The sequence below is a fragment of the Aeromonas sp. Y293-4 genome (assembly GCF_027705905.1).
Lineage (GTDB): Bacteria > Pseudomonadota > Gammaproteobacteria > Enterobacterales > Aeromonadaceae > Aeromonas > Aeromonas veronii.
The window spans coordinates 13,984-40,120 of the sequence record NZ_JAPDCI010000019.1; the positions used below are offsets into that span (position 1 = coordinate 13,984).

29 protein-coding genes are annotated in these 26,137 nt (G+C 56.5%); 1 reads left to right on the top strand and 28 read right to left on the bottom strand.

The features are described from left to right. Positions 1-94 precede the first annotated feature (94 nt). On the bottom strand, positions 95-439 hold the full coding sequence (locus OKC31_RS18155; RefSeq protein WP_005353650.1) for a Grx4 family monothiol glutaredoxin: 345 nt from the start codon (positions 437-439) through the stop codon (positions 95-97). Positions 440-727: 288 nt separating this feature from the next. Between OKC31_RS18155 and sodB the strand changes: the two genes are divergently transcribed. After that, positions 728-1,312, top strand: coding sequence for a superoxide dismutase [Fe] (sodB, locus tag OKC31_RS18160; protein WP_005334664.1), 585 nt, complete (start codon positions 728-730; stop codon positions 1,310-1,312). A gap of 112 nt (positions 1,313-1,424) precedes the next feature. On the opposite strand, the gene OKC31_RS18165 is transcribed toward sodB, so the two are convergent. From OKC31_RS18165 to fliQ, 27 genes are all read right to left on the bottom strand, one after another. Further along, positions 1,425-2,237: an MlaA family lipoprotein gene (locus OKC31_RS18165; RefSeq protein ID WP_005334673.1), complete on the bottom strand. Its 813-nt coding sequence runs from the start codon at positions 2,235-2,237 to the stop codon at positions 1,425-1,427. A gap of 85 nt (positions 2,238-2,322) precedes the next feature. Then, positions 2,323-3,591 carry a c-type cytochrome biogenesis protein CcmI gene (gene ccmI, locus OKC31_RS18170; RefSeq protein ID WP_270657366.1) on the bottom strand — a complete coding sequence of 423 codons (1,269 nt, stop codon included), beginning with the start codon at positions 3,589-3,591 and terminating at the stop codon, positions 2,323-2,325. Beyond that, positions 3,588-4,067 carry a cytochrome c-type biogenesis protein gene (locus OKC31_RS18175; RefSeq protein ID WP_139433172.1) on the bottom strand — a complete coding sequence of 160 codons (480 nt, stop codon included), beginning with the start codon at positions 4,065-4,067 and terminating at the stop codon, positions 3,588-3,590. Before OKC31_RS18175 ends, ccmI begins: the two co-directional genes overlap by 4 nt. 11 nt (positions 4,068-4,078) lie before the next feature. Beyond that, positions 4,079-4,609: a DsbE family thiol:disulfide interchange protein gene (locus tag OKC31_RS18180; RefSeq protein WP_005353655.1), complete on the bottom strand. Its 531-nt coding sequence runs from the start codon at positions 4,607-4,609 to the stop codon at positions 4,079-4,081. Beyond that, entirely contained in the window at positions 4,606-6,561 is a 1,956-nt protein-coding gene (locus tag OKC31_RS18185; protein WP_193860087.1) for a heme lyase CcmF/NrfE family subunit, read from the bottom strand. Before OKC31_RS18185 ends, OKC31_RS18180 begins: the two co-directional genes overlap by 4 nt. A gap of 82 nt (positions 6,562-6,643) precedes the next feature. After that, positions 6,644-7,135 carry a cytochrome c maturation protein CcmE gene (gene ccmE / locus OKC31_RS18190; RefSeq protein WP_005334685.1) on the bottom strand — a complete coding sequence of 164 codons (492 nt, stop codon included), beginning with the start codon at positions 7,133-7,135 and terminating at the stop codon, positions 6,644-6,646. Continuing rightward, positions 7,132-7,338, bottom strand: a complete 207-nt coding sequence (ccmD, locus tag OKC31_RS18195) for a heme exporter protein CcmD (protein WP_005353657.1) — start codon at positions 7,336-7,338, stop codon at positions 7,132-7,134. The genes ccmE and ccmD overlap by 4 nt, the downstream gene beginning before the upstream one ends. Positions 7,339-7,340: 2 nt before the next feature. Continuing rightward, positions 7,341-8,081, bottom strand: a complete 741-nt coding sequence (locus OKC31_RS18200) for a heme ABC transporter permease (RefSeq protein WP_005334687.1) — start codon at positions 8,079-8,081, stop codon at positions 7,341-7,343. 170 nt (positions 8,082-8,251) lie between these two features. After that, entirely contained in the window at positions 8,252-8,920 is a 669-nt protein-coding gene (gene ccmB / locus OKC31_RS18205) for a heme exporter protein CcmB (protein WP_005353658.1), read from the bottom strand. Positions 8,921-8,924: 4 nt separating this feature from the next. Then, positions 8,925-9,569 (bottom strand): cytochrome c biogenesis heme-transporting ATPase CcmA, encoded by a 645-nt coding sequence (gene ccmA / locus OKC31_RS18210; protein WP_005362034.1) that lies wholly within the window; start codon positions 9,567-9,569, stop codon positions 8,925-8,927. Positions 9,570-9,767: 198 nt separating this feature from the next. Then, entirely contained in the window at positions 9,768-10,145 is a 378-nt protein-coding gene (locus OKC31_RS18215) for a DUF2802 domain-containing protein (RefSeq protein WP_005353661.1), read from the bottom strand. 28 nt (positions 10,146-10,173) lie between these two features. Further along, the gene (locus tag OKC31_RS18220) at positions 10,174-10,662 is read right to left on the bottom strand and encodes a chemotaxis protein CheW (RefSeq protein ID WP_005298836.1); all 489 of its coding nucleotides are present in this window, start codon (positions 10,660-10,662) and stop codon (positions 10,174-10,176) included. A 69-nt stretch (positions 10,663-10,731) separates the two neighbouring features. Then, positions 10,732-11,604, bottom strand: coding sequence for a chemotaxis protein CheW (locus tag OKC31_RS18225; RefSeq protein ID WP_270657367.1), 873 nt, complete (start codon positions 11,602-11,604; stop codon positions 10,732-10,734). Beyond that, positions 11,601-12,395, bottom strand: a complete 795-nt coding sequence (locus OKC31_RS18230; RefSeq protein WP_005353663.1) for a ParA family protein — start codon at positions 12,393-12,395, stop codon at positions 11,601-11,603. Before OKC31_RS18230 ends, OKC31_RS18225 begins: the two co-directional genes overlap by 4 nt. A gap of 4 nt (positions 12,396-12,399) precedes the next feature. Beyond that, positions 12,400-13,320 carry a flagellar motor protein MotB gene (locus OKC31_RS18235; protein WP_270657368.1) on the bottom strand — a complete coding sequence of 307 codons (921 nt, stop codon included), beginning with the start codon at positions 13,318-13,320 and terminating at the stop codon, positions 12,400-12,402. Positions 13,321-13,322: 2 nt separating this feature from the next. Continuing rightward, positions 13,323-14,060: a flagellar motor protein gene (locus tag OKC31_RS18240; RefSeq protein ID WP_167570997.1), complete on the bottom strand. Its 738-nt coding sequence runs from the start codon at positions 14,058-14,060 to the stop codon at positions 13,323-13,325. A 2-nt stretch (positions 14,061-14,062) separates the two neighbouring features. After that, the gene (locus OKC31_RS18245) at positions 14,063-15,178 is read right to left on the bottom strand and encodes a protein-glutamate methylesterase/protein-glutamine glutaminase (protein WP_113740463.1); all 1,116 of its coding nucleotides are present in this window, start codon (positions 15,176-15,178) and stop codon (positions 14,063-14,065) included. A gap of 32 nt (positions 15,179-15,210) precedes the next feature. Then, positions 15,211-17,430 (bottom strand): chemotaxis protein CheA, encoded by a 2,220-nt coding sequence (locus tag OKC31_RS18250; RefSeq protein WP_270657369.1) that lies wholly within the window; start codon positions 17,428-17,430, stop codon positions 15,211-15,213. Positions 17,431-17,441: 11 nt separating this feature from the next. Further along, entirely contained in the window at positions 17,442-18,182 is a 741-nt protein-coding gene (locus OKC31_RS18255; protein WP_005353668.1) for a protein phosphatase CheZ, read from the bottom strand. Between the two features lie 12 nt (positions 18,183-18,194). Continuing rightward, complete coding sequence (gene cheY / locus OKC31_RS18260) at positions 18,195-18,566, bottom strand: chemotaxis response regulator CheY (RefSeq protein ID WP_005334709.1); 372 nt, start codon at positions 18,564-18,566, stop codon at positions 18,195-18,197. A gap of 123 nt (positions 18,567-18,689) precedes the next feature. Then, entirely contained in the window at positions 18,690-19,409 is a 720-nt protein-coding gene (locus tag OKC31_RS18265; protein WP_019444723.1) for an RNA polymerase sigma factor FliA, read from the bottom strand. Further along, the gene (locus OKC31_RS18270) at positions 19,402-20,277 is read right to left on the bottom strand and encodes a MinD/ParA family protein (protein ID WP_013723550.1); all 876 of its coding nucleotides are present in this window, start codon (positions 20,275-20,277) and stop codon (positions 19,402-19,404) included. Before OKC31_RS18270 ends, OKC31_RS18265 begins: the two co-directional genes overlap by 8 nt. 1 nt (position 20,278) lies before the next feature. Then, on the bottom strand, positions 20,279-21,703 hold the full coding sequence (gene flhF / locus OKC31_RS18275) for a flagellar biosynthesis protein FlhF (RefSeq protein WP_270657370.1): 1,425 nt from the start codon (positions 21,701-21,703) through the stop codon (positions 20,279-20,281). Positions 21,704-21,719: 16 nt separating this feature from the next. Continuing rightward, the gene (gene flhA, locus OKC31_RS18280) at positions 21,720-23,822 is read right to left on the bottom strand and encodes a flagellar biosynthesis protein FlhA (protein WP_005353675.1); all 2,103 of its coding nucleotides are present in this window, start codon (positions 23,820-23,822) and stop codon (positions 21,720-21,722) included. A gap of 107 nt (positions 23,823-23,929) precedes the next feature. Then, on the bottom strand, positions 23,930-25,060 hold the full coding sequence (flhB, locus tag OKC31_RS18285) for a flagellar biosynthesis protein FlhB (protein ID WP_247823198.1): 1,131 nt from the start codon (positions 25,058-25,060) through the stop codon (positions 23,930-23,932). Beyond that, positions 25,053-25,850, bottom strand: a complete 798-nt coding sequence (gene fliR, locus OKC31_RS18290; protein ID WP_005353677.1) for a flagellar biosynthetic protein FliR — start codon at positions 25,848-25,850, stop codon at positions 25,053-25,055. Before fliR ends, flhB begins: the two co-directional genes overlap by 8 nt. Continuing rightward, positions 25,847-26,116, bottom strand: a complete 270-nt coding sequence (gene fliQ, locus OKC31_RS18295) for a flagellar biosynthesis protein FliQ (RefSeq protein WP_005334727.1) — start codon at positions 26,114-26,116, stop codon at positions 25,847-25,849. The genes fliR and fliQ overlap by 4 nt, the downstream gene beginning before the upstream one ends. Positions 26,117-26,137: the final 21 nt, after the last annotated feature.

The following is a 26,137-nucleotide window of genomic DNA, read 5'->3' on the forward strand; positions in this document are numbered from 1 at the left end:
GCTTTTTGCAACCGGCAATCAGTTGCTTGCCTGCCAGAACCGGGACAATAAAAAAGGGAGCCTATAAGGCTCCCTCTCGACAACACAGAACCGATTACTCGGCTGCAGCATCATCTTTCTTGTACTTGGCTGCAGTCTCTTTGATCAGAGCCTGCAACTCGCCAGCCTGGAACATCTCGATCATGATGTCACAGCCACCGATCAGCTCACCTTCAACCCACAGTTGGGGGAAGGTCGGCCAGTTGGCGAATTTTGGCAATTCGGCGCGGATATCCGGATTTTGCAGGATATCAACGTAGGCAAACGGCTCGCCGCAGGACATCAGAGCCTGGGAGGCCTGGGCAGAGAAGCCACAGCTGGGTAGCTTGGGGGAGCCCTTCATGTAGATGATGATGGGGTTGTCAGCCAGCTGCTGCTTAATCTTTTCAATAGTTTCCATAGGTGCCTCACTAGAGCGATTTCGGCGGCCATTCTACTGCAATCTTGCCCGAGCACAAACTGACAAAGAGGTGACCCGGCTTGAATTGTGCAAAGAACCCACACAGGATTGATCGCGATCATGGCGCCAATCAAGAGTTGTTAGGCCATCTTTGATACTGCTACAATCCCTTGGCTTTGGGCTACCCAGCCCCATCATTTTAAAAACAACTCTTTTCACATATAGAAAAGAGTACGCAATGTCTTGCAACCGTCGCCTTCGCACGGTCCAGCCAATGGAGAGTAGAAAATGGCATTCGAACTTCCCGCTCTGCCCTATGCAATCAACGCTCTGGAACCGCACATCTCCCAGGAAACTCTGGAATATCACCACGGCAAGCACCACAACACCTACGTGGTCAACCTGAACAATCTGGTGCCGGGTACCGAGTTTGAAGGCAAGTCTCTGGAAGAGATCATCAAGACCTCCAACGGCGGCATCTTCAACAACGCCGCCCAGATCTGGAACCACACCTTCTACTGGCACTGCCTCTCCCCGAATGGCGGTGGCGAGCCGACTGGCGCCCTGGCTGATGCCATCAACAAGGCATTCGGCTCCTTCGCCGAGTTCAAAGATGCCTTCACCAAGTCTGCCATCGGCAACTTCGGTTCCAGCTGGACTTGGCTGGTGAAGAAAGCTGACGGCTCTCTGGCTATCGTCAACACCTCCAACGCCGGCTGCCCGCTGACTGAAGCCGGTACCACCCCGCTGCTGACCGTTGACCTGTGGGAGCACGCCTACTACATCGACTTCCGCAACCTGCGTCCGAAGTACATGGAAACCTTCTGGGCTCTGGTTAACTGGGAATTCGTGGCCAAGAATCTGGCTGCTTAATCAGCCTCGCTTGCCAAAACGCCCCGCACTGCGGGGCGTTTTTTTATCTCGATAGGGCTGCGTAAATGAATAAGGCGCCCGCAGGCGCCTTTTACATATCGAGATGACCCGCTTACTGGTCCAGCTCGTCCATGTATTCATCCAGATTGGCATCGTCAGCCTGCTCTTGCTGAGACGCTTTCAGCTCGGTCTGCTTGCCCGTCACCTTGCCCTGGTTATATTGCAGGTAGAAGTCCTTGGTCAGCGCATAAGGATCGAGGGAGTTGTCGATGATCCGCTCCTGATCGATCAGCTTGGCACGTGTGCCCAAGCCATCCAGTGCCCAATGTGCAACCTTCATCGGGAAGGTTAACAAGGCATAGGGGAAGTAGAAGCTGTCAATCGCATCGCCAACCAGCTCCCGGGTGGTAGTCGGGCCGTAAACAGGCACCATGATGTAGGCACCATTACCGATATCGGCCCTGCCCAGCACGGTATCCATCTCCAGCTTGTTGCGCTCAAGGCCGGCATGTTTGGCCACATCGAAGATACCCAGCAGACCGACCGTGGTGTTGAGTGTAAAGCGCCCCAGGTTGGTGCCTGCCCCTTTCAAATCACCGGTGATCAGATGGTTCACCATGCTGCTTGGCTCATCAAAGTTGGCAACAAAGTTGGCAATGCCATCCTTCACCCCTACCGGAATGTAGCGGGCATAGGCATGTACCACAGGACGTGCCACATAGGGCTCCAGCACATCATAGTTGACCGCCCACATGGCCCGGTTGGCCCCTTGGAAGGGATCGCGCGGATCGGCCGCCGTACTGGTGGCTCCCGGATTATTCATGCCGGGATTGAGATCCAGACTCTCTGGGCCAGGCTTGGGTGGGCCACCGGCACAGCCAGCCAGCAAGAGGGCTGCCAGTATGGCCCCTGAACGAAGATACATATGATTGTCCTGACGTTTTATTTTGATTTATCAGAAGTATAGATAACCCGGCTCCTATCCAGGAGCCGGGTTATCCAAAGGCATATTAGAGGGCGTGATCGATGCGGATGTCAATCGGAGCAGCAGGGATCTCGGCCGTCTTGACCGGCCCGGATACCCCTTCGAAGGCTCCTTCCTTGTTCATCACATTGCCACCGCGCGAGAGACGTGCCTTGAACTGCAGCTCCGGATAGGCCACCAGTTTGCTACCTTCCATCATGGCATCGCCATCCCCGAGTGACAGGGTAACAGGCAAGGTTGGCCCTGCGATACGCTTCACGGCGATGGGCATAGGCGGCCCGTTGGGCACCACGGCAAAGACGAAGAGATGGGCATCTTCCGGCATCTGAATGCCCGCCGCCAACGTGACGTGGATGGGGAATTCCCCCTCCTTCACCGCCAGCGGTTGTCCCTCAACTGCGCCCGCTTTGGCTGCGCCTGAATTCGTCACCTCGATGCCGCGCTGTTTAAGTTGCGCGCGGGCATACTCCATGGAGCGCTCGACCATCACGTAACGGGGGGTACCTTTCTCCATCAGTGGCAACATCGCCTGCCAGCGAGCCAGCGCGGTCTGGAAGTCCTCTTTTTGCAGCGCCATAAAGGCATAGACGGAACGCGCTTCAATATTGTCCGGATCCTGCGCGATAGCAGCCTGCAACAGGGCATCCGCTTGCGCCTCATCCCCCGTCATCATCAGCGCCTGCGCGTAAGGCACCGCCACCAGCGACTTCTGGGGGGCAAGCGTGTAGGCCCGCTCCAGCGCCTCGCTGGCCATCTCGGGATCATTGCCATCCAGCGCCAAACGTCCCAGCAGCAGCCAGCCGCGGTAGTCGTTAGGTTCATCCTTGAGGCGGGTACGCAGTGCCAGCGTGAAATCCAGCAGGTCCTGCTCGGTCACCTGGGCATCCCGCTCCACCAAAATGCGGTTGCTCAGCTCGCCAAGACGGCTGCTGGCATCTTGCCAACGGCTCACATCTTGCCAGGAGCCCAACTTGTAGTAGAGCCCCAGACTCACCACCAACAGCACCAGCACACCCGGGATCCAGATCAGACTCTTGCCACTGCGGGCAGTCTGCTCCACATCGGGAATATCATCCAAGAGACTTCGTTGCAGCTCGACCAGCGAGTCGGACTCCTCAGCCAAGACACCCTGCTCGCGCTCTTCGCCAATCTCCAGCAGCCGCTGGCGATAGAGCTGTTTGTTGAGCGCCGAGCGACTGATGCTCTGTTTGCCTTCACCACGCCACAGAGGCACGACGAGCGCCAGACTCACCAGCACCAGCAAGCCCGCAATCACTATCCAAAAAGCGGTCATTGTTTCTCTTCCTCTTTGAGCAGCTCGGCCAGTCGGCGCTGCTCCTCCTCGCTCAAGGCGTTATCCAGTTGTTTTTTCACCGCAGGGGGCCGGCGACTGCGCATCACGACCACGGCGCCACCAATCAGGATCACCAGCAGCGGACCGAGCCAGAGGATCAGGGTGGAGGCCATCAGGGGCGGGTTATAGAGGATAAAGTTGCCGTAGCGGGCCACCATGTAATCCACGATCTCCTCTTTATCCTTGCCCTCGCGCACCATCTGGTAGGTCTTGTCGCGCAAGTCCTTGGCCAGCCCCGCATTGGAGTCGGCGATATCCTGGTTCTGACACTTGGGGCAACGCAGCTCCTTGGTCAGTTCGCGAAAGACCTGCTCCTGATTGTCGTTGTCGAAGGTGTAGACATCGATAGCGGCCATGGCCGGCGCTTGCACCCCCCATCCCAGCAACAGCAGCAGGGAAGCAATAAATACTCTCATCAGGACTCCCCTCACTTCATGGCATCAAAGATGGGCTTGAGGGTCGATGCCCAGTTCTCGGGGTTAATATCCCCCACGTGGCGATACCGGATGATCCCCTTGCTGTCGATAAAGAAGGTCTCCGGCGCGCCATATACCCCGAGATCCAGCCCCAGCATGCCGTCCGGATCATAGAGGTTGACCTGATAGGGGTTGCCCAGCTCCGCCAGCCATTTGATCGCCTTGTCGCGCTCATCCTTGTAGTTCATGCCGATGATGGGAATACCCTGCCCCGCCAGCTGTTTGAGGTAGGTGTGCTCGCCATAGCAGGTCGGGCACCAGGTGGCCCAGACGTTGAGCAGCATGGGGCGACCGGTCAGGATACTGCGATCGTGCTGCTTGTTCAGATCGTAAATGTCCTGCAGGGTGAACACCGGCACCTCTTTGCCCACCATCACGGACTCAAGCTTGGTGGGATCGGAGTAGAGCCCCTTGAACAGGAACACTGCCCCCAGCAAAAAGACGATAAAGGGGATTAAAAACAACCAGGTCTTTTTGTTCATGCCTTGGCCTCCTCCTCACGACGGCCGAAACGGTAACGCTTGTCCAGCATCGCCAGCACGCCACCAATGGCCATAAAGACGCCGCCGAACCAGATCCAGCGCACGAACGGCTTGTAGTAGATCCGCACCGCCCAGGCGCCGTTGTCGAGCTGTTCCCCCAGCGCCGCATAGAGATCGCGGGTGATACCGGCATCGATGGCCGCTTCGGTCATCGGCATCCGGCTCACCTTGTACATCCGCTTCTCGGGCTTGAGCAGGGCGACCTGCTTGCCATTGCGGTGCACTTCCAGAACGCCCTTGAAGCCATCGTAATTGGGACCGTTCTTCTCCTTGATCCCGGCAAAGACGAACTCGTAATCGGCAAAGTGCACCCGATCACCCGCCTGCATCCGCAGATCCTTCTCGATGCTGTAGTTCTGGGTGCAAGCGATACCAATGATGCTGACTGCCAGCCCCACGTGGCCGAGGATCATGGCCCAGTGGCTGTTGCCAAGCTTGCGCACACCGACTGCAAAGCTGTGCTTGTGGGTCGCTCGCGCCCAGGTCTCCTGCACGCTGGTGACGATGATCCAGGCCCCCAGACCAATCCCTACTGCCGCCCACGGCTTGAAGGTTTCGGCAAAGAGCAGCGGCAACAGCAAGGCTGCGGCCAGACTCAGCACCAGTGCCACAACCACCTTGCTTTTGAGTTCCCCCAGCTCCTGACGACGCCAGCGAAACAGCGGGCCAATCCCCAGCAGCAGGGCAAACGGGATGATCAGCCAGCTGTAGATGTGGTTGAAGAAGGGAGTACCGATGGAAATGCTCCCCAGCCCCAGCTCCTTGTGCACCAGCGGCAGCAAGGTACCGAGCAACACGGTCAGCAGACCCGCCACCAGCATGATGTTGTTGCAAAGCAGCAGGGTCTCGCGGCTCCACAGCTCGTGTTTGCCGTGGCTCTTCACCTGCGAGCCTTTAAAGGCAAACAGCAGCAAGGAGGAGCCGATCACCGCCAGCAGGAAGCCGAGAATAAACAGACCGCGGGTCGGATCGGAGGCAAACGCATGCACCGAGACCAGCACGCCGGAGCGCACCAGGAAGGTACCCAGCAGGCTCAGCGAGAAGGCTGAGAGGGCCAGCAGCACGGTCCACGCCTTGAAAGTGGCGCGCTTCTCGCTCACCGCAAGCGAGTGCAGCAGAGCGGTGCCCGCGAGCCAAGGCATAAACGAGGCGTTTTCTACCGGATCCCAGAACCACCAGCCGCCCCAACCGAGCTCGTAATAGGCCCACCAGGAGCCGAGCACGATGCCGAGGGTCAGGAATACCCAGGCAGCCATGGTCCAGGGGCGAGACCAGCGGGCCCAGGTCGCATCGAGACGACCGGTCATCAGCGAAGCAATGGCAAAGGCAAACGCCACCGAGAAGCCCACATAACCCATGTAGAGCATAGGCGGATGGAAGATAAGACCCGGATCCTGCAGAAGCGGATTGAGGTCACGACCATCTACCGGGAAATAGGGCAAGGTGCGGGTGAAGGGATCGGAGGTGAACAACACGAAGGCAGTGAAGCCGACCGAGATCAGCCCCAGCACACCGAGTACCCGAGCCACCGCATCGAGCGGCAGACGGCGGCTGAACATGGCTACCGCCGCGGTCCAGCCACCCAAGGTCAGTACCCACAGCAGCAGGGAGCCTTCGTGGGCGCCCCATACGGCGGAAATGCGATAGGCGAGCGGCAGCAGGCTGTTGGAGTTAGTGGCCACATACTGCACGGTGAAGTCGTTATCGATAAAGGCCCAAGTCAGGCAGAGAAACGACAGCAGCAGTAACAAAAACTGGGCATAAGCGAGCGGACGGGCCGCCGACATCATGCCAAGACGCCCCCAGCTGGCGCCCAGTAGTGGGTAGCTCCCCAGCAGCAGGGCGGTGGCAAAGGCCAGGATCAGCGCAAACTGACCTAATTCCGGGATCATGAAGGCATTCCTTTCAATTGAACGGTGACAACAGCCGCACCACGCACGGCAGGCAAAGCGGAAAAGGCAAACACCAGAGGGATCACTGCTTGGCTCCCTTCAACTGCGCCTCGGTATACTCCGGCTTGAAGTGCATGCCGTTGGTGGCATCGGCCACTTCCGGCGGCATGTAGTTCTCATCGTGCTTGGCCAGCACCTCGAACGCCTCTACGGTCGTGGCATCCTTGAGAGTGCCCTGGGCAACAATCCCCTGCCCTTCACGGAACAAGTCCGGCAGGATGCCGTCAAACTCGACCTTCACCAGATGACCGCCATTATCCACCAGCTTGAAGGCAACCTTGAGGCTCTGGGGATCCCGCTGTACCGATCCCGGCACGACCAACCCACCGATGCGCAGGCGCTGCCCCTCTTCCGGCTTGATCTTGTCCGGCCCCTTCCCCTCCACCAGCTCGCTCGGGGTATAGAAGAGGTCGATATTCTGACTGAGAGCGTAGAGCACCAGCCCGCTTACGGTCGCCAGACCCAGGGTGATGGCAAGAATGATGGTGAGGCGTTTTTTGCGTCTCGGATTCATAGGGTGTTCTCCATCTGCTGGGCCGCCTTGCGACGGGCCTCACGCGCCTGTTTGCTGCGTAACTCGGCGAGCAGGCTGCGGGTTTTCATGCGGGTAGAAATGATGATGCCGACCAGACACACCAGCGTCAGGCCAAAAGAGAGCCAGACATAGAAGGCGTAACCGCCCATCGCCATAAAATCACTGAAAGAGGCAAAGTGCATGCTTACTTCTCCTGCTCTGCAATCTCTTTGACCCAGGGGCGATGCCACTCCCGCATCAGGAGTTCATTGCGAAAACGCATCAGGGTCAGGGCCCCGAGAAATGCGGCAAATGCCAGGATCATGATCAGCAGCGGCCAAAGCATCTCGGGTGAAATGGAAGGTTTGTCAAATTTGGTGATGGTGGCCCCCTGATGCAGGGTGTTCCACCACTCCACCGAGTAGTGAATGATGGGCAGGTTGATCACCCCAACCAGTGCCAGAATGCCGGCCGCACGGCCAGCGACCACCTTGTCGCTGAAGGCGTTGTAGAGAGCAATCACGCCGAGGTAGAGAAACAGCAGGATCAGCTCAGAGGTGAGCCGTGCATCCCACACCCACCAGGTACCCCACATGGGTTTGCCCCAGGCGGCGCCGGTAAAGAGGGCAATAAAGGTAAATACGGCGCCGACCGGCGCAATGGCTGCAACCGTCATGTCCGCCATCCGCAGCTGCCACACCAGGCCGATAAAAGCGGCCACCGCCATGGTGGAGTAGGCCCCCATGGAGAGAATGGCGGAAGGCACGTGGATATAGATGATCCGGAACGAATCTCCCTGCTGGTAATCCGCTGGCGCAAACGCGAGGCCCCAGACAGTGCCGATCACAAACGAGAGCAGACTAATCACCGCAAACCAGGGCAACAGCGTGCCTGCCAGCTGATAGGCACGCTCCGGTTTGGCATAAGGGTGCAACCATTTCCACATAGCTCACAAAACCTTTTTGTTATTAATCGTTTGGCGAGGCCTACCATACCGACCGCAGGGCAGCATCAAATACCCCGAAAGCAATAAGCGGCACTCTCCTTGATCCATCGCAACATTATTTTTTGCAAAAAGACTCCGTTCGGAGCCAAATCCGGTTCAGCTCACGGCCATCAGTTGAGGCTGACCCGCAACGCCGCCGACACAGCCAGCGGCGTCAGTGTCAAAGCCCCCACCAGCATGGCGGCCAGAATGGCAAGCTGCCCGCCATAGGGCAAGCTCATCCCCGCGGCATCGATGGCTGAGGTGGCAAAAATCAGTACCGGAATATAGAGCGGCAGGATCAGCAGACTGAGCAGCACCCCGCCTTTGCGCAGTCCCACCGTCAACGCGACTCCGACCGCGCCGAGCAGACTCAATACCGGAGTGCCCAGTGCCAGCGTCGCGACGACAGCCAGATAGGTGTTCATATCCAGCGACAGCAAAATCGCCAGCAAGGGAGAGATCAGCAGCAGCGGCAAGCCGGTCAGCAGCCAGTGAGCGACCACTTTCGCCAGCGCCAGCAAGCCCAGCGGGTGCGGCATCAGCATCATCTGCTCCAGCGCGCCATCGGCAAAGTCGTCGCGAAACAGCCGCTCCAGCGACAACATGGCCGCCAATAGCGCCGCCACCCAGATAATCCCTGGGGCAATACGGGCCAGCAGTTTGGGCTCCGGGCCAATCCCTAACGGAAACAGGGTGATGACGATGAGGAAAAACCAGAGCGGGTTGAGAATATCGGAACGCTGGCGCAGAGCCATCAGCAGTTCACGGTGAATCAGATGCATAACAGCGCGCAACACGTCGTTACTCCTGCAATGTCGATGCGAAGGGGGTCAACGAGATAGTCTTCAGCCGTCCCTGCATCAGGGTCAGATCCTGATGAGTGGTGAGGATCACCATGCCACCCCGCTCGGCGTGGGCCAGAAAGAGCTGTTCGAGCACCTTGACCCCTTGCTTGTCGATGGCGGTAAAGGGTTCATCGAGGATCCAGAGTGCCGGTTTCTGTGACAGCCAGAGTCTGGCTAGGGCAACCCGGCGTTGCTGGCCGGCAGAGAGTTGCCCAGTCGGGTTCTCTTCAAATCCGGCCAGCCCTACCCGGGCCAATATCTGCCACAAGTCGATCTCGGTTTGCTGCGGGTGATGTAACTGCTGGTAGAACTTCAGGTTTTCAAAAGGGGTCAGCGCCGCTTTGACACCGGGCTGATGGCCGAGATAGAGCAGATTGGCATGATACTCATCACGACAGTGACGAATATTCTCCCCATTCCAGCACACCTCACCGGCAAACGGCTGCGACAGCCCGGTCAACAACCGCAACAGGCTGGTCTTGCCGACCCCGTTGGGCCCTTCAATTTGCACCAGATCGCCGGGCGCAACAGAGAAAGAGAGGTGTTCAAACAGAGTGCGATCTTCGCGCACGCAGCTCAGATTGTTAACTTGAAGCAGCATGGGGATTTTTTCAGAGAAAATGAAGCGGTCTGCATCTTAACACAGTATTGGAATACGTCTTTTCAAAGATGCAACAATTGAACTAACTGGCGACCGGGATCACAAAGAAAATGCGGTAGAAACCATCCGCTCAACGCAGCTGGGGGGCAAGCGGCTGCACGCCATAAAATTCAGGAAGGCAATTGCCTTCCTGAATCATCAAGAGCGACCTTTTCGCAACGATATCAAGAGCTCGGCCTCTGCCTTTGGCAACTCGCACTCACTCATGACTTCATCAAGATCGGCGCCCAGTTCGACCATCTTTGCCGCTCGGCTGTAGAGCCTGCGTTCGGGATCCTGCATGGTCAGTTCTTGCTGGCGTTCATTGACCTGCTGCATCGCCCCTTCCACCGACTGCAGACGCTGCCCCATGCCAATAGCGCCGGTATGGAGTTCCATCATCTGCTTGCGCAAGCTTTCCAACTGACCCTGCAGGGTTGCCACACTGGCCTCGGACTCCTGCTTGCTGCGCTTGCTCTTGAACCAAATATAAGAGGCAAACGCCAAGGCAATCAGGGACACCCCCAAGGCAACCATCTCGATTATCAAAACATCACCTTACTTATCAGAGGGAACCGATATCTTCCCACTCTTCATCGGAGAGCAGCTTGTTCAAGTCAACCAGGATCAGCAGTTGCCCATCGCGGTTGCTCACCCCCTGAATAAACTTGGCGCTCTCTTCAGTGCCGACCGCAGGTGCCGCATCGATTTCGGAAGAACGCAGATAAACCACTTCCGCCACGCTGTCTACCATGATGCCGATCACCTGCTTCTCGGCCTCGATGATCACAATCCGGGAGTTTTCACTAACATCACCGGAAGGCAGACCGAAGCGGGAACGGGTATCGATGACAGTCACCACATTGCCACGCAGGTTGATGATCCCCAGTACGTACTCAGGCGCACCCGGCACCGGTGCAATTTCGGTGTAGCGCAACACCTCCTGAACCTGCATCACATTGATGCCGTAGGTTTCGTTTTCCAGTTGGAAGGTTACCCATTGCAGCACTTCATCTTCGGCCAGATTCTGTGCAATATTGCGCTTTTCTGTCATGTTTTTATTCCTTTTATGAAAACGTCTACTGCTAAAACTAGCAATAAAACAGCTCGATTGCAGAAGTTATCAGCGACCTTCTATGTTAACCCCACGTTCCAGCAACAGGAGCAGTTCGCGGACGTGTAACAGGGCACACATTTTTTCTTTGACCATACCAGCCAACCAGGGGCGCTTGCCCTCCTGATGGCGCCATTTCACCTGGTCACGGTGTAACAATTCAGTCCCTTTGAGATGATGGCAGGCTAATCCCCACGGCGATTCACCAAGCATAATCAGATACTTGTAATCATCGATCTCGAGATGCTGACCCGGCATGACCCACTGGGCAGTATCGACCACATTCATCTTCTGCTCGCGGGAGGTCATGATCCCCTTGTACCAACCCGGTTGGCCAAACAGGGAGGTGATCTCGCCCAGCTGATGAATACCACCCAGCTCGGTCAACGGCACCGCAAACGTCACACCCGCGACTTCAAAGAAAAGGGCCTGAAACTCTTTGCCGGTATCGATATTTTCCCAGGTGACCGGTTCACTGGCCTCTACCGGAGCAACCTCCAGCGCCGTCTCGGTCAGGATAGTAGTATGGGGCTCCGCAACCTCGGGGAGCAGCACCTCCTCAGGCCATTCAGGCTCCACCGGCAGCAGTGATTCCTCTGCCACAATCTCCAGCGGAGTGGTGAGTGTTATCTCCTGGGTGAAGGCATCATTTTCGAACTGGACTTGTCCCACCTGAGCCAATAGCTCACCAAGTTGGGCAAGCCGTGGATCGCTTTCGAGGTAAGGTGCGGCGACTACCTCAGGGACGCTTTGGGGCTGACGTTGCAACTGTAAAACAGGGGCGGATTGAGCCTCTTCCACCTCATCCAGCACCAGTGGCTCATCGAGCAGCAGGGAGTGGAAATAGTCATCCATCGCCCGAACTTGAATGGTATCTCTCATGCCGTCACCTCATGAACCCGTTGCCGCTCAAGGGCATCAAGATGATTGAGCAGCGTTTCATATGCATAGGTTCCACGACTCCCGGGAGAATAGATAGACGGGGGGATATGCAGCAAGCTGGCATCCCGAAACTTGGTATCAATAGGGATCACCGCGTTCCACACCGAATCCCCATATTGATCCTTGATCGACTTCAAGGTCATCAGAGAGGCACGGGTGCGCTTGTCGAACATGGTCGGGATCACGGTATAACGGAACTTGTCACGCTTGGAACGCTGCATGATCTCGAATGTTTTCATCATCCGCTCCAACCCCTTGAGGGCCAGAAATTCGGTCTGGACAGGCACCAGAATGCGATCGCAGGCAGCCAGCGCGTTGACCATCATCACCCCCAGTACTGGCGGGCAATCGATTAGCACATAATCATATTGCTCCTGAATGCGCAGCAGTGCCCGCTTCAGTACCAGTCCCATCCCCTCACGATTGCCCATCACCCGATCAAGGGTCGCCAAGGTAATAGATGCTGGCAGCAAGTTGATATTTTCAAACTTGGTCTTGAGCGTCAGTTTATTGACAAGCTCGGCTGTCGGTTTGACAGCTTGAAACAACTCATAGAGGGTTCCATCCAGGCGATCTGAATCAAAATCAAGATATGCAGTCAGCGAAGCATGGGGGTCGGTATCAATCAACAGCACCCGTTGGCCACGCTGGGCCAGGATCCCCGCAAGCGAGACCACTGTGGTGGTTTTACCCACACCACCTTTCTGGTTGGCAACCGTCCAAACAATCACTGTATCAATCCTGCCTTGTTGTTATGCGTATGCCACCACCGGGCAAGGTGATCACCTTTATCTCTCCTGCATCCACCGCCTGTTGTACAGCAGGAATCGGTTCAGCAACTACCGTAGGCGTTGCAACCACAGGTGCTGGCGGCACCCAGGCAAACTTGGAGATAGCGACCACAACCTTGCGATTCTGCAGTCTGCCCTGCTCGCTGCCGTTGTCAGCAAAGGGGGAAAACTCGCCATATGCCTCGAACGCCAGACGCTGGGGGGCGATCCCATCAGCAATCAAGCCATTGAGTACCGCTTCGGCCCGAGCAGCAGAAAGCGCCCAGTTAGAACGATAAATTTCATTATTTATCTGTTGGTTATCGGTATAACCCCGAACCCTTACATAGTTATCGACCGGTTTGAGAATACTTGAAAGAGTATTAATGACCGGTGCAGCGTTTGGTCCCAAAAAGGCACTACCGCTGCCAAACAACAACCCGGAACTAAGTTCTATCGTCAGCCAATTCTCATCTTGCGTCAGTTTGACGATACCGGCATCCACCAGCGAGCCCATGCTCTGTTGCAACTGCATATCGAGTTTTGCAAGTGTCGCGCCATCTTGCAGCACTGGCACACCAGAAATAGGAGCAAGTGAAGGAGAGGGGGATGCTGGGCTTTCCAGCAATGATGGAGAGGCAGATACCGGGTTATCCAGCAGGGAATTACCCTGCCCTTCAAGCAAGCCATTGCCGCCAGACTGCATGACACTGAACGCCTGGCTCATACCATCAATCACCGCGCGATACTTGTCCTTATTCACCAGTGCAACAGAGTAGAGCACCACGAACAAGGCAAAGATCAGCGTCATATAATCGGCATAGGAGACCAGCCAGCGGTCAAGATGCTCGCGACCCTGCAAGTGCAACCGATAGCGCTTGCGCATGGCTACTCTCCTTTCAAATAGGCCCTGAGCCGGCGTTCAACCTGCAAGCCGTTTTCACCATGGGCGATAGCCAGCAGCCCTTCAAGGGTCATCTCCTGAAAGAGTGCATAGTGATAGTGAAATGCGCGTAACCGATTGGCGATAGGCAGGTAGATGAGGTTGGCAAACCCCACTCCATAGATGGTTGCCACAAATGCCACTGCGATCCCCGCCCCCAGCGCAGACGGGTCTTCGAGATGAAACATGGCCTGGATCAGGCCCAGCACGGCACCGATGATCCCGATGGTCGGACTGTACCCCCCCATGGCTTCAAATACCCTGGCGGCATGTTCATTGCGCTCCTGCTCGATATCGATGTCCGCTTCCAGCAGCATACGGATATCCTCTGTGGAGACCCCATCGACAATCATACCAAGCCCTTGGCGGGTAAAGTTGTCTTCCTCCTGCTCGGCCTGATTTTCAAGGGCAAGCAGCCCTTGCTGGCGCGCAAAGACGGCCCATGACTGCAACCGTTCGGCCTGCGTCGCAAGATCCTGGCGGGGAGGGGTAAAAATCCATAACAGCTGGCGCAACGCCAGCAGGATGTACTTGGCTGGAGTCTGCAACGTGACGGCGCCGATGGTACCACCCAGCACGATCAAAAAAGCGGGGCCGTCCACCAGCGTCAACAGGGAGCCGCCATGCCACAGTTGGGCAATGGCAATAGCCCCCAATGCCAGGAGCAGACCGAGCAAGCCCATGATTAGCGCCCCAACTCAACCAGAATACGCTGGGCCACCTTGTCCAGAGGGAGTGATTCGCTGGCAATCCCCGCTTTAGCTACTGCTTGGGGCATACCATATACCACGCAGGAAGCCTCATCCTGAGCCCAGATGGTTGATCCCTGCTCTTTCAGCAGTCTGGCGCCATCACGGCCATCTGCGCCCATACCGGTCAGCACAATCGCCAATACCTTGTCGGCATAGGTCTTGGCCGCAGAGGCAAAGGTAATATCCACACAAGGCTTGTAATTTACCTTGTCGTTGCCATCCACGATGCGAATGCGAGCCCCTGCACCACGACCTTCCAGCAGCATCTGTTTGCCACCGGGAGCAAGGTAGGCATGTCCTGGTTTAAGCACATCGCCATCTTCCGCTTCCTTGACGCCAATCTGGCATAACCCGTTGAGACGGGCAGCAAACGCGGCGGTAAAAGTGGCTGGCATATGCTGGATAAGCAGGATTGGATGGGGAAAATCCCCCGGCAACTTGGTCAGCACATTTTGCAAAGCAACAGGCCCGCCGGTAGAAGTACCGATCGCCACCAACTGATAACTCTTGCCACTACGCTTGAATGAAGCACTTGGCACAGTGCGTTGCAGGTCAGGCTGACGATCAGGAGTTCTGGACGCTGTGCTGCCCAGAGGAGCACGAGCAACCGGTTCAGGTGCTTTGGGGCGAGCAGCGGATGTCATCAGGAAGCGCTTGCGGGAGATCTCCTTCACCCGCTGTTGCAACAGTCTGACCGCTTCATCTTTGTCTCTGGCAATGTCCTCAAACTTCTTGGGCAAGAAGTCGAGGGCACCGGCGTCCAACGCATCCAGCGTAGCCTTGGCCCCTTCATGGGTCAGGGAGGAGAACATCAGAATGGGGGTTGGGCACTTGGCCATGATCTCCCGCACCGCACTGATGCCATCCATCACGGGCATTTCGATGTCCATGGTGATCACATCAGGGCGCAGCGACATCGCCTTGTCCACCGCTTCACGTCCATTCTGGGCCGTATCAATCACCGTCAGCATGGGATCCTGATTGATGATCTCGCTCACCCGACGGCGAAAGAAGCTCGAATCGTCGACAACTAATACCTTGACTGCCATTGTTGTTTTTCTAACTCCTTGGGCCTGAGCTATTAATGTCTACGCGCATATGCTTTGAGCAGACTCGGCACATCCAAAATAAGAGCAATTCCGCCATCACTGGTAATGGTCGCACCGGCCATGCCAGGGGTGCCTTGCAGCAGATTATCGAGTGGCTTGATCACCACCTCTTCCTGACCAATCAGGCTGTCTACCACAAACCCGATTTGCTGAGTGCCAATCTGCACGATCACCACATGTCCGGTATCCTGGCGTGAACGCTTGTTGGCGCCACGAATCAACCACTTGTGCAGATAGAAGAGCGGTATCGCCTTCTCTCGCACAATGATGGTGAGCTGGCCATCAACCATGTTGGCCTTTTTCAGATCCAGATGGAAAATCTCGTTCACACAACCAAGGGGAAGTGCGAAGGTCTGCTCACCCACTTCCACCATCAGAGTCGGCAGAATGGCTAGCGTCAACGGAACCTTGATTTCGAGACGGGTACCTTTCCCCCAGGTGGAATCGATGTGCACCGATCCATTGAGGCTGACAATGCTGGTTTTAACCACATCCATTCCGACACCACGGCCAGAGATATCAGAGATCTCGGCCTTGGTTGAAAAGCCCGGAGCAAAGATCAGGTTATAGGCATCGTTGTCACTCATGCGAGCGGCAGTATCTGCATCCAGAACACCGCGACTGATTGCGATGGACTTGAGTTTCTCAGGATCCATCCCTGCCCCATCATCCTCGATGCAAAGCAGAATATGGTCACCTTGCTGGGAAGCGCTAAGGGTAATTGTCCCTTGCCGCGGCTTGCCCGCTTTCTCCCGCACATCCGGCATTTCGACCCCGTGATCGCAGGAGTTGCGAACGAGGTGAACCAGAGGATCGGCGAGCGCCTCTACCAGGTTTTTATCAAGATCGGTCTCTTCCCCCACCATCACCAGCTCAATCTCTTTCTTGAGGGTTCTGGCCAGATCACGCACCACGCGCGGGAAACGACCAAATACCTTCTTGATTGGCTGCATGCGGGTTTTCATCACCGCACCTTGCAGGTCAGCCGTTACCACATCCAGATTGGCAACCGCCTTTGACATCTCTTCATCATTACTGGCAATACCCAGGCTCACCAGCCGGTTACGAACCAGTACCAACTCACCTACCATGTTCATGATGACATCGAGGGTCTTGGTATCCACCCGCACCGTCGTATCGCTTTGCACGGCACTGTTTTCTGCTGGCGCAGGCGCCGCCTTGGCAGCAGGCGCTGGTGCCTTGGCTGCTTCAGCGGGTTTTGCGGGGGCTGCCGGTGCTGGTTTGGCAACAGGAGTGGCCGGTTTGGGCGGAGTCACCGCAGCAGGTGCGGCAGGTGCGGCAGGTGCGGCAGGTGCGGCAGGTGCGGCAGGTGCGGCAGGTGCGGCAGGTGCCATAGTACTCTGAGGCCCTTGACCACGACCATGCAATTCATCAAGCAGGCGTTCAAACTCATCATCATCGATAAGCTCGTCCACCTCTTTTTGCACGGACTTCAGAGGATTCACCTCTGGCGCCCCCATGTGCTGTCCCTGGCCATGGAGCTGGTCCAGCAAGGCCTCAAACTCATCATCGGTGATATCGCCAGAGCCACCCGCTATCGGGGCTGCAGCAGCCGTCTTGGTCGGAGCCCCACCCACGCCGTGGAGCTCGTCCAGCAGACGCTCGAATTCGTCTGCAGAAATTTCATCGATCGAGCCGCCGCCATTGACAGGAGCAGGCTCGCTGCTGATGGCTGCGGGTTCAACAACTTCTGAAACAACTTCTTCAACAACTACTGGTGCTGCAGGTTCAGATTCTACAGCCGCAGCCGCACTGGTAGCCGTGCGCAGTTGCTCTTCCCCTTCCGGCTTGCACAACTCATGGAGGTCATGAAGCAAATCATCTGACGCAGGGCTGGGTGCTTCGCGATTTTGAACCTGGGCGAACATGACATTGATGGCATCCAGCGCTTGCAGGATCACATCCATCAGCTCCGCAGTAACGGTTCGCTTGCCATTACGCAAGATATCGAATACGTTTTCCGCACCGTGGCATACATCAACCAGTTCACCGAGCGACAGAAAACCTGCCCCCCCTTTCACGGTATGGAAACCGCGAAAGATGGCATTCAACAGGTTCTTGTCATCGGGCCGCTTTTCCAAGTCGACCAGTTGTTCAGACAACTGTTCCAATATTTCGGATGCTTCGACCAGAAAGTCTTGCAGTATGTCTTCATCAACTTCGAAGGCCATGCGTCACTCCATTAGAATCCCAAGCTAGACAGCAGATCGTCCACATCATCCTGACCATTGACCACATCGGCACGAGCCTCAGGGTTCATGATAGGGCCCTCTGCTTCAATCCCGTTGACAGGAATACTACGAGTTGAATGCTCAGCAGAAGCCTCACCAAACATGGTCAGCATTTCTATTAATTTTGTTTCAACTTCCTGAACAAGCTTGATGACCTTGCGGATCATCTGACCTGTCAAATCCTGAAAATCTTGTGCCATCAGGATTTCTGTCAGCAGTTGCCGTAATTTATCGGCATCAGACTCTGAAGCCTTAATAAAATCATCAAGTTGGTGACATAAGGATTTGAACTGCCCCACGCTCATGTCACGAGACATTAGGGCATTCCAGTTCGGCATCACCAACTGGATATTGTCATTCAGGCGATCCGCTATCGGCAAACTGGCTTCCACCGCATCCATTGTGCGATTGGCCGCTTTGTCGGTCATATCGATAACGTAGCTCAAGCGTTCCCGAGCATCGGGAATGTCATGAGTAGCCAAATCGGGAATACGGGGGTCGAGGCGAAATTCTTGAAGTGAATCATGCAGTTGTCGGGTCAGCTGACCTACTTTTTCAAACAGATCGGCTGCGTTGGGGGCACATACTTCGGCAAGCAGTTCATCGGCCAGCTCAAATTCGCCTTGCTCCAGATGAGCAACAAGCATCCTTGCCTGGTCGAGCGAAATCATTGCTCTCGTTTTGGCCATCATCCCTGCAGCTCCTTAGCCAATTCGTTCGAAAATTTTGTCGAGTTTTTCTTTGAGCGTTGCTGCGGTGAAGGGCTTGACGATGTAACCGTTGACGCCAGCTTGGGCGGCTTCAATGATCTGCTCACGTTTAGCTTCAGCGGTTACCATCAGTACCGGCAGATGCTTGAGCTTCTCATCGACACGGATGGCTTTAAGCAGGTCAATACCTTGCATGCCAGGCATGTTCCAGTCGGTAACTACAAACTGAAAATCACCATTTTTCAGCATCGGCAGCGCTGTATTGCCGTCATCCGCCTCATGGGTATTGTTGAATCCCAAGTCGCGCAGCAAGTTCTTGATAATCCGGCGCATCGTTGAAAAATCGTCAACAATGAGGATTTTCATGTTCTTGTCCAAAATTCCCTCCTAAATAGCCACCAGAGTGGCTCACTTACATGATGCTAAAAACGGGTTGTGTCGTGCGGATTATGCCTTAGAGTTTCATCTCAGTGTAGCCAGTACAAACACTTATAGATGCCAATCTCTCAAACGAGCACGTAATCTGTGCATTGCCTGACTGTGGATCTGGCTCACACGCGACTCGCTGACATTCAAAACCTCGCCAATTTCGCGTAAATTCAGCTCTTCATCGTAGTAAAGAGAGAGAACCAAAGCTTCTCTCTCTGGTAGACGACCAATTTGCTCGGATAATTGAATCTGAAATCGCTCGGCAGCCAATTCATCGAATCCCGAACCTGAAGGGGCATCATCGGGGTTGCCGATCACATCCTCGCTGACCCCCAAATCTTCAATGCCGATAATTTTGCCGCAGGAGACATCTTGCAGCATCGCATGGTAATCAGCGATGGAAACCCCCATCTCGGCTGCAACCTCGGTATCTCGCGCGTCACGCCCGTGAGTCTGCTCGACATTCTCGATCGCCTCTGCAATAGCGCGACTGTTGCGATGCACAGAGCGGGGTACCCAATCACCACGCCGGATCTCATCCAGCATGGCGCCTCGGATGCGGATCCCGGCATACGTCTCGAAGCTGGCCCCCTTGCTACCGTCAAAATTGCGGGAAGCTTCAAGCAGCCCAATCATACCTGCCTGGATCAGGTCATCCAGCAAGACACTGCTGGGCAGGCGAGCCAACAAATGCTGGGCAATTCGCTTGACCAGGGGAGCATGACGCTCCACCAGCACGTAGGAATCCTGATGACGCAAGTACGCTTGGGCTTTATTCACGGGAACCTTCCTGTGTTGTGGCCGGTTTCTGCAACAAATTTTCCAGGAAAAACTCCAGATGGCCGCCCGGCTGGTTGGGAACCGGCCAGCTCGCCGCCTTGTTGGCAAGGGCCCGGAACGCCAGTGCGGCCGGTGACTTGGGAAACGCCTCGACAATCAGCTTCTGCTTGCGCACGGCGGCACGCAGATTGGTGTCATAGGGTACACAGGCGACCAGCTCCAGCGAGGTATCGAGGAAACGATCCGTGACCCGGGTCAGTTTGGCAAAGAGCTCCTGCCCTTCGCGCAGACTGCGCACCATATTGGCCACCACCTTGAAACGAAACACACCGTGATCTTTTGAGAGGATCTTGATGAGGGCATAGGCATCGGTGATGGAGGTCGGCTCATCGCAGACCACCACCATGATGTCCTGAGCGGCTCGGGTGAAGCTCAGCACCATGTCGGAGATCCCCGCGGCCGTATCCACCAGCAGGATGTCGACCTGGGTCTTCATCTCGCTGAAGGCACGGATAAGCTCGGCATGCTGCACCGGAGAAAGCTCGACCATGGACTGGGTGCCTGAGGTCGCAGGCACGATCATCATGCCGTAGGGACCTTCGACGATGATATCGTCGATGGTGCATTCACCCGCCAGGACATGAGAGAGGTTGCGATGAACCCGCAGCCCCAGCATGACATCGACGTTGGCCAGACCCAGGTCGGCATCCAGCACCATCACCCGCTTGCCTTGGGCGGCCATGGCTCCGGCCACGTTCAGGGTCACGTTGGTCTTGCCCACGCCACCTTTACCACCGGAAACGGCGATTACTTTTACTCGATTGTTTTGACGCATTTTGCGCAGACCACTCGCCTGATCCATATACATGTTACTCATAAAACTCCGAATCTTCGGCCTCGCCAAAGCCTGTGCCCCAGAAATAGGGCTCCTCTGTTTCTCGCTCCAGCGAGCCCATGGCAGCCCCGACGAGCTGCGCCGCATTGGCAACCTGAATATCTTCCGGAACCCTTTGTCCGTCAGTGATATAGCTGATGGGCAATGAATTCTGGATACACACGTTAATCACTTCGCCCAGATTCAGACTTTCATCCAATTTGGTAAGTATGCAGCCGCTTAATGGAATACGCCGGAAATGGTCAACCGCCTCCTGCATCACCCGACGCTGGGACGTTGCCGACATCACCAGATAACTGCGGATCCGCACCTTGGCATTCTTGACCAGGGTATCGAGCTGCTCGGTCAGGCGGATATCCCGCTGACCCACCCCGGCCGTATCGATAAGTACCAGTCGACGGTGGCGGAACTGATAAAGGGCATTGGCCAGCTCTTCAGCATCACGCACCTGACGTACCGGGCAACCCATGATGCGGCCATAGGTCTGCAGCTGTTCATGGGCACCAATCCGGTAGTTGTCAGTGGTGATCAGCGCCACCTGCTCGGCGCCATACTTCATGGCGAAACGAGCAGCCAGCTTGGCGATGGTAGTGGTTTTGCCCACCCCGGTCGGGCCAAGCAGTGCAACCGCGCCGCCCTGACGCATGATCTCGTCCTCACTGATCTTGAGCTGGGCCGTCAGCACTTCGGCCAACTGGGCCATCGCCTGATGGATGGACATATCTTCGGGGATCAGTCCCGCCAGTTGATCGGCAAACGCATCGTCAAAGCCCAGCTTCTTGAGCTCCTTGATCAGCAGGGCCCGCATCGGCTCGCGGCGCTCCACCTCTTGCCACATCAGCCCGGATATCTGATGCTCCAGCAGTTTGCGGATGCTGGCCATCTCCTTGCGCATCCCTTCCATCTCCTGATCCCGCTGGGCAGGTTGAGGGGCGCGCTGGCCGGAGGCAACCCGGGCCTTGGGCTTGGCCGGTTCGGGGGCTGCGCCCCACTGCCCCTGCTCTGCCAATGTTCTGGGCGCTGCATTGGCAGCGGCCAGACCGGCCGATTGGGTATTACCCATTGGCGCCCCATTGCCCGGCTTGAGCTTCTGCTGGCGCGCCAGCAAGGCGGCCAGGGTATCGGCATAATGTTCGTTCTGCTCCTTCGCCGGCGACGGCTCGGGGCGGATCATCTGCCGTGCAGCAGACGAAATATTGACGCTCTCATCGTTCAGCTGACGGCGAACCGGCACATCTTTGGGCCCCGGGACCTGGGATTGATAATCGACTGCGGCGACTATCTCTACCCCTCCGGTGACCTTCTTGTTGGACATGATGACGGCGTCAGGCCCGAGAGTCTCCTTGACCTCGGCCAGAGCCGTTCGCATATCCTTGGCAAAAAACCGCTTAATCTTCACCCGTCGTCTCCGCTAACTAGTTCTGCCCTACCGCACTGACGATGCGGATCTGCTTGTCGTCGGGCACTTCCTGATAAGACAGAACGCGCAATCCAGGAATGGCATTCTTGACAAATTTCGCCAGGGTATTGCGCAAGATCCCTGATGTCAGAAGCACGGCCGGTTGGCCTTCCAATTCTTGTCGTTGAGTGGCTTCCACCAGCGAACGCTGCATCCGCTCTGCCAGACCCGGTTCAATACCGGCACCATCACCGCCACCTGCCTGCAGGGATTGATGCAATATACGTTCCAATTCCGGTGCCAAGGTAATCACCGGCAGCTCGGGATCGGGGCCTGCAATCTCCTGCACAATCAGGCGACGCAGGGCAATCCGGCAAGCGGCCGTGAGCACTTCCGGATCCGGACTGCGCGGCGCGTATTCAACCAGGGTCTGCAGGATAGTGCGCATATCGCGGATTGGCACGCCTTCATTGAGCAAATTCTGCAATACCTTCACAAGGTTACCCATGCTGATCACTTCCGGCACTAGACCTTCGACCAGCTTGCTCTGATGTTTGCCAATCATGTCGAGCAGCTGTTGTACCTCGTCATGACCCAGCAACAGAGCTGCATGGTTGGTCAGGATCTGGCTCAGATGGGTAGCCACCACGGTCGCGGTATCTACCACCGTATACCCCAGCGTCTGTGCCTGAGAGACCATCTCCTTGGCAACCCAGACCGCTTCCAGTCCGAAGGCGGGATCCCGGGTGGCTATCCCCTGGATCTGGCCGAACACCTGCCCCGGATTGATGGCCATCTCCTTATCATGGTAGACGTTGGCCTCGCCGGTACTGACCCCCATCAAGGTGATGCGGTATTGGTTTGGCGCCAGATCCAGGTTGTCGCGAATGTGGACGGCCGGGACCAGAAAGCCCAGCTCCTGCGAGAGTTTCTTGCGCACCCCTTTGATCCGGTTGAGCAGTTCGCCACCCTGATTGCGATCCACCAGCGGGATCAGCTGATAACCCACTTCCAGCCCGATGATGTCCACCGGCATCACATCGTCCCAGCTCAGCTCTTTCTGCTCATGAGGTTGTTCGGCAGTGGCCGGCAGCAACTCACCCTTGGCCGCTTTGGCGGCCGCCAGTTTCTCTCGGCGCAGCAACCACCAGGCGCCAGCGGCAGCGAGAGCCCCCAGACTCAGGAAGGCAAAATGCGGCATCCCCGGCACCAGTCCCATCATCAGCAGAATCCCGGCAGAGATGATCAGCGCCTTGGGATTGTCAAACAGCTGACCCAGCACCGCGGTTCCCATGTCCTGATCGGTATTCTGACGGGTCACTATTATGGCGGCGGCGATGGAGAGCAGCAGGGAGGGGATCTGTGCCACCAGACCGTCACCGATGGCCAACAGGGTATAGATCTCGGCCGATTCACTGAAGGTCAGCTGGTGCTGCATCATCCCGATGATGAAGCCGCCGATGATGTTGATAAAGAGGATCATGATGCCCGCAATGGCATCCCCTTTGACGAATTTGGAGGCACCATCCATAGAGCCGTAGAAGTCGGCTTCCTGGGTCACATCCTGACGACGCTTCTTCGCCTCTTCCTGATTGATGAGACCGGCGTTCAAATCGGCATCGATGGCCATCTGTTTGCCCGGCATCGCATCAAGGGTAAAACGGGCACTCACTTCCGCGATCCGCCCGGCACCCTTGGTGATCACCACAAAGTTGATGATCATCAGGATGGTGAAAACGATGATGCCGACCGCATAGTTGCCGCCGATCACCACGTTACCGAACGCCTCGATCACATGACCGGCCGCCGCACTACCATTATGACCTTCCAGCAACACCACCCGGGTCGATGCGACGTTCAACGCCAACCGCAGCAAGGTAGCGAGCAGCAGTACGGTCGGGAAGGCTGCAAATTCGAGAGGGCGGCGGGTATAGACGGATACCAGCAGCACCACGATGGAGAGGGCAATGTTAAAGGAGAAGAGCACGTCCAGCATCAACGGCGGGATGGGCAACACCACCATACCGAGCGCGGCCAATACCAGCAGAGGGGTGCCAAGGCCTTTGCCCAATACTCCCCGGTACTCTTTGAACTGGCCCAATACTGCCTTGAATTCCATCGCGCTTCTCAATTTCAACCTGCTGGTGCCAGATTAAAGCAAACATCAAGCCAACAATACAAGACATTGAAATGCAATGGATTTATTTTGACTACGTCAGAACTTTGTCATTTTCGATATTCGGCCGGAATGGGCAGATCTTTAGCCAGCGGCTGGGGACGGCGCCCCTGACCACGACGGAATTTCTTGAGCTGGAAGACATAGGCGAGCACCTGGGCAACCGCCGCAAACAGCCCTTCCGGGATCTCGTGGCCCAGCTCGGTTGAGTGGTAAATAGCCCGGGTCAAAGCCGGTGACGGCATGATGGGGATCTCGTACTCTCTGGCGATCTCCCTGATCTTCATTGCAATTTCATCGGTGCCCTTGGCTACGACCTTGGGCGCGGCACCGGGTTTGCCCGCATCATACTTGAGCGCTACCGAGTAGTGGGTCGGGTTGGTGATCACCACATCGGCCTTGGGCACATCCCCCATCATCCGGCGCATCGCCATCTGCATCTGCAACTGACGGATCTTGCCTTTTACCTCGGGCTTGCCTTCGCTGTCCTTGAACTCGTCCTTCACCTCCTGCTTGGTCATCTTGAGCTGACGCATGTGGTTCCACTGCTGGAACGGCACATCGATGGCCACGATGGGGAGCAGGGCACAGCAGAGGATGATCAACATCCAGAGAAACAGCTCCAGCGCATCGATAATGCCGCCGGGAAATCCCTCCATGGAGAGGTTTAGCAGGTGATTGAACTGGCTGGATAACATCCACCAGGCAAACAGGGTGATGAACACCACCTTGGCGATAGATTTGACCAGCTCGATCAGCGACTGCACCCCGAACATCCGCTTGATGCCGCTGAGTGGACTCAGCTTGCTCATCTTGGGCATCATGGCTTCGGTGGAGAAGTTCATCCCCCCCATCAGGGTGTTGCCAATAAAAGCGGCAATCGCCACCAGCGCAAACAAGAGTCCCAGCGGAAGCACCAGTTCCCCCAGCAGCGCCGGCACCATGGCGATCATGGCATTGGGATCGAAAGCCTGCTCCCGATCCAGAGTAAAGCCCATGGTGACGACCTTGATCATGGCAGTCGCCAGCGAGCCCTTGAGCATCAGCAGGCCAAATACCGCCGAGAGCAGAACGCTGGCGGTCCCCAACTCTTTTGAACGTGCAATCTGCCCTTTTTCACGGGCCTGTTGCAGTCGTTTGCCCGTGGGTTGTTCGGTACGTTCCTGGTCGGTATCAGCCATGAGCGCCTCCGAAGCACTGGGTGTTGATCAGCTCGCAGCTGACCTCCTGCACCCGCTCCCACATGATGTCGAAGTGACCGAGGAACCCGCCGATAGTGAGCCAGAGGATCAGCAGACCCGACATCATGCTGACCGCAAAACCGATACTGAAAATGTTGAGCTGCGGCGCCGCCCGGGTCATGACGCCAAAGGCGAAGTTGATTAAGAGCAAGGCGACGATGGCTGAGAGCGACATCACCAAAGCAGCCTGATACATCACCCCCAGAAACGCACTCAGGGTTTTCATGGACGAAACCGAAAGGCCGTGTTCGGAGACAGGCAGTGTCTCGAAACTAAGAATGACCAGCCGCAGCATTACCAGATGACCATCCAGCGCCAGAAACACCAAGGTCGCCAGCATCAGATAAAACTGACCCACCACGGGGGCCGACTGGCCATTCATCGGGTCCACCAGGGTGGCAAAACCCAGACTGGTCTGCATGGCGATGACCTGACCGGCCATCACGAAGCTCTCCATCAGAAACTGGGTCATCAGGCCGAGGGCAATTCCGATCAGCAGCTGCTGGCCCAATACCAGAAAGCTGCCGGCAGAGAAGAGTTCAATGGGGGGCATTTTCGGAAGCAGCGGGGCAATCAGAAAGGTGATGGCAAGCGCCAGCCCCATCCGTACCCGCGCAGGAGCAAGGCGGCTGCCGAACACCGCCATCACCATCAGCAGGCTGCTCACCCGTGCCAGCGGCCAGAGGATGGAAGACAACCACTCCATGATCAGAGCGGTTGTGTAGGTCATCCCACCACCTCGGGGATTTGATTGACCATCAGTATGAAGAAGTCCATCAGACTCTGCATTCCCCAGTGAGCACCAATTCCCAGGGCCAGCAGGGTCACGATAAGACGGGGCAGAAAGCTCAGGGTCTGTTCGTTGATGGAGGTGGCCGCCTGAAAGATGGCTACCACCAGTCCGATAGCAAGGCTGGGCAGGATCACGGCGCTGACCATGATATTGACCAGCCAGAGCGCCTCGCGAAAGACATCGACAAAGGTTTCAGGACTCATGTTCGGGCTCCTTGCGCTCGA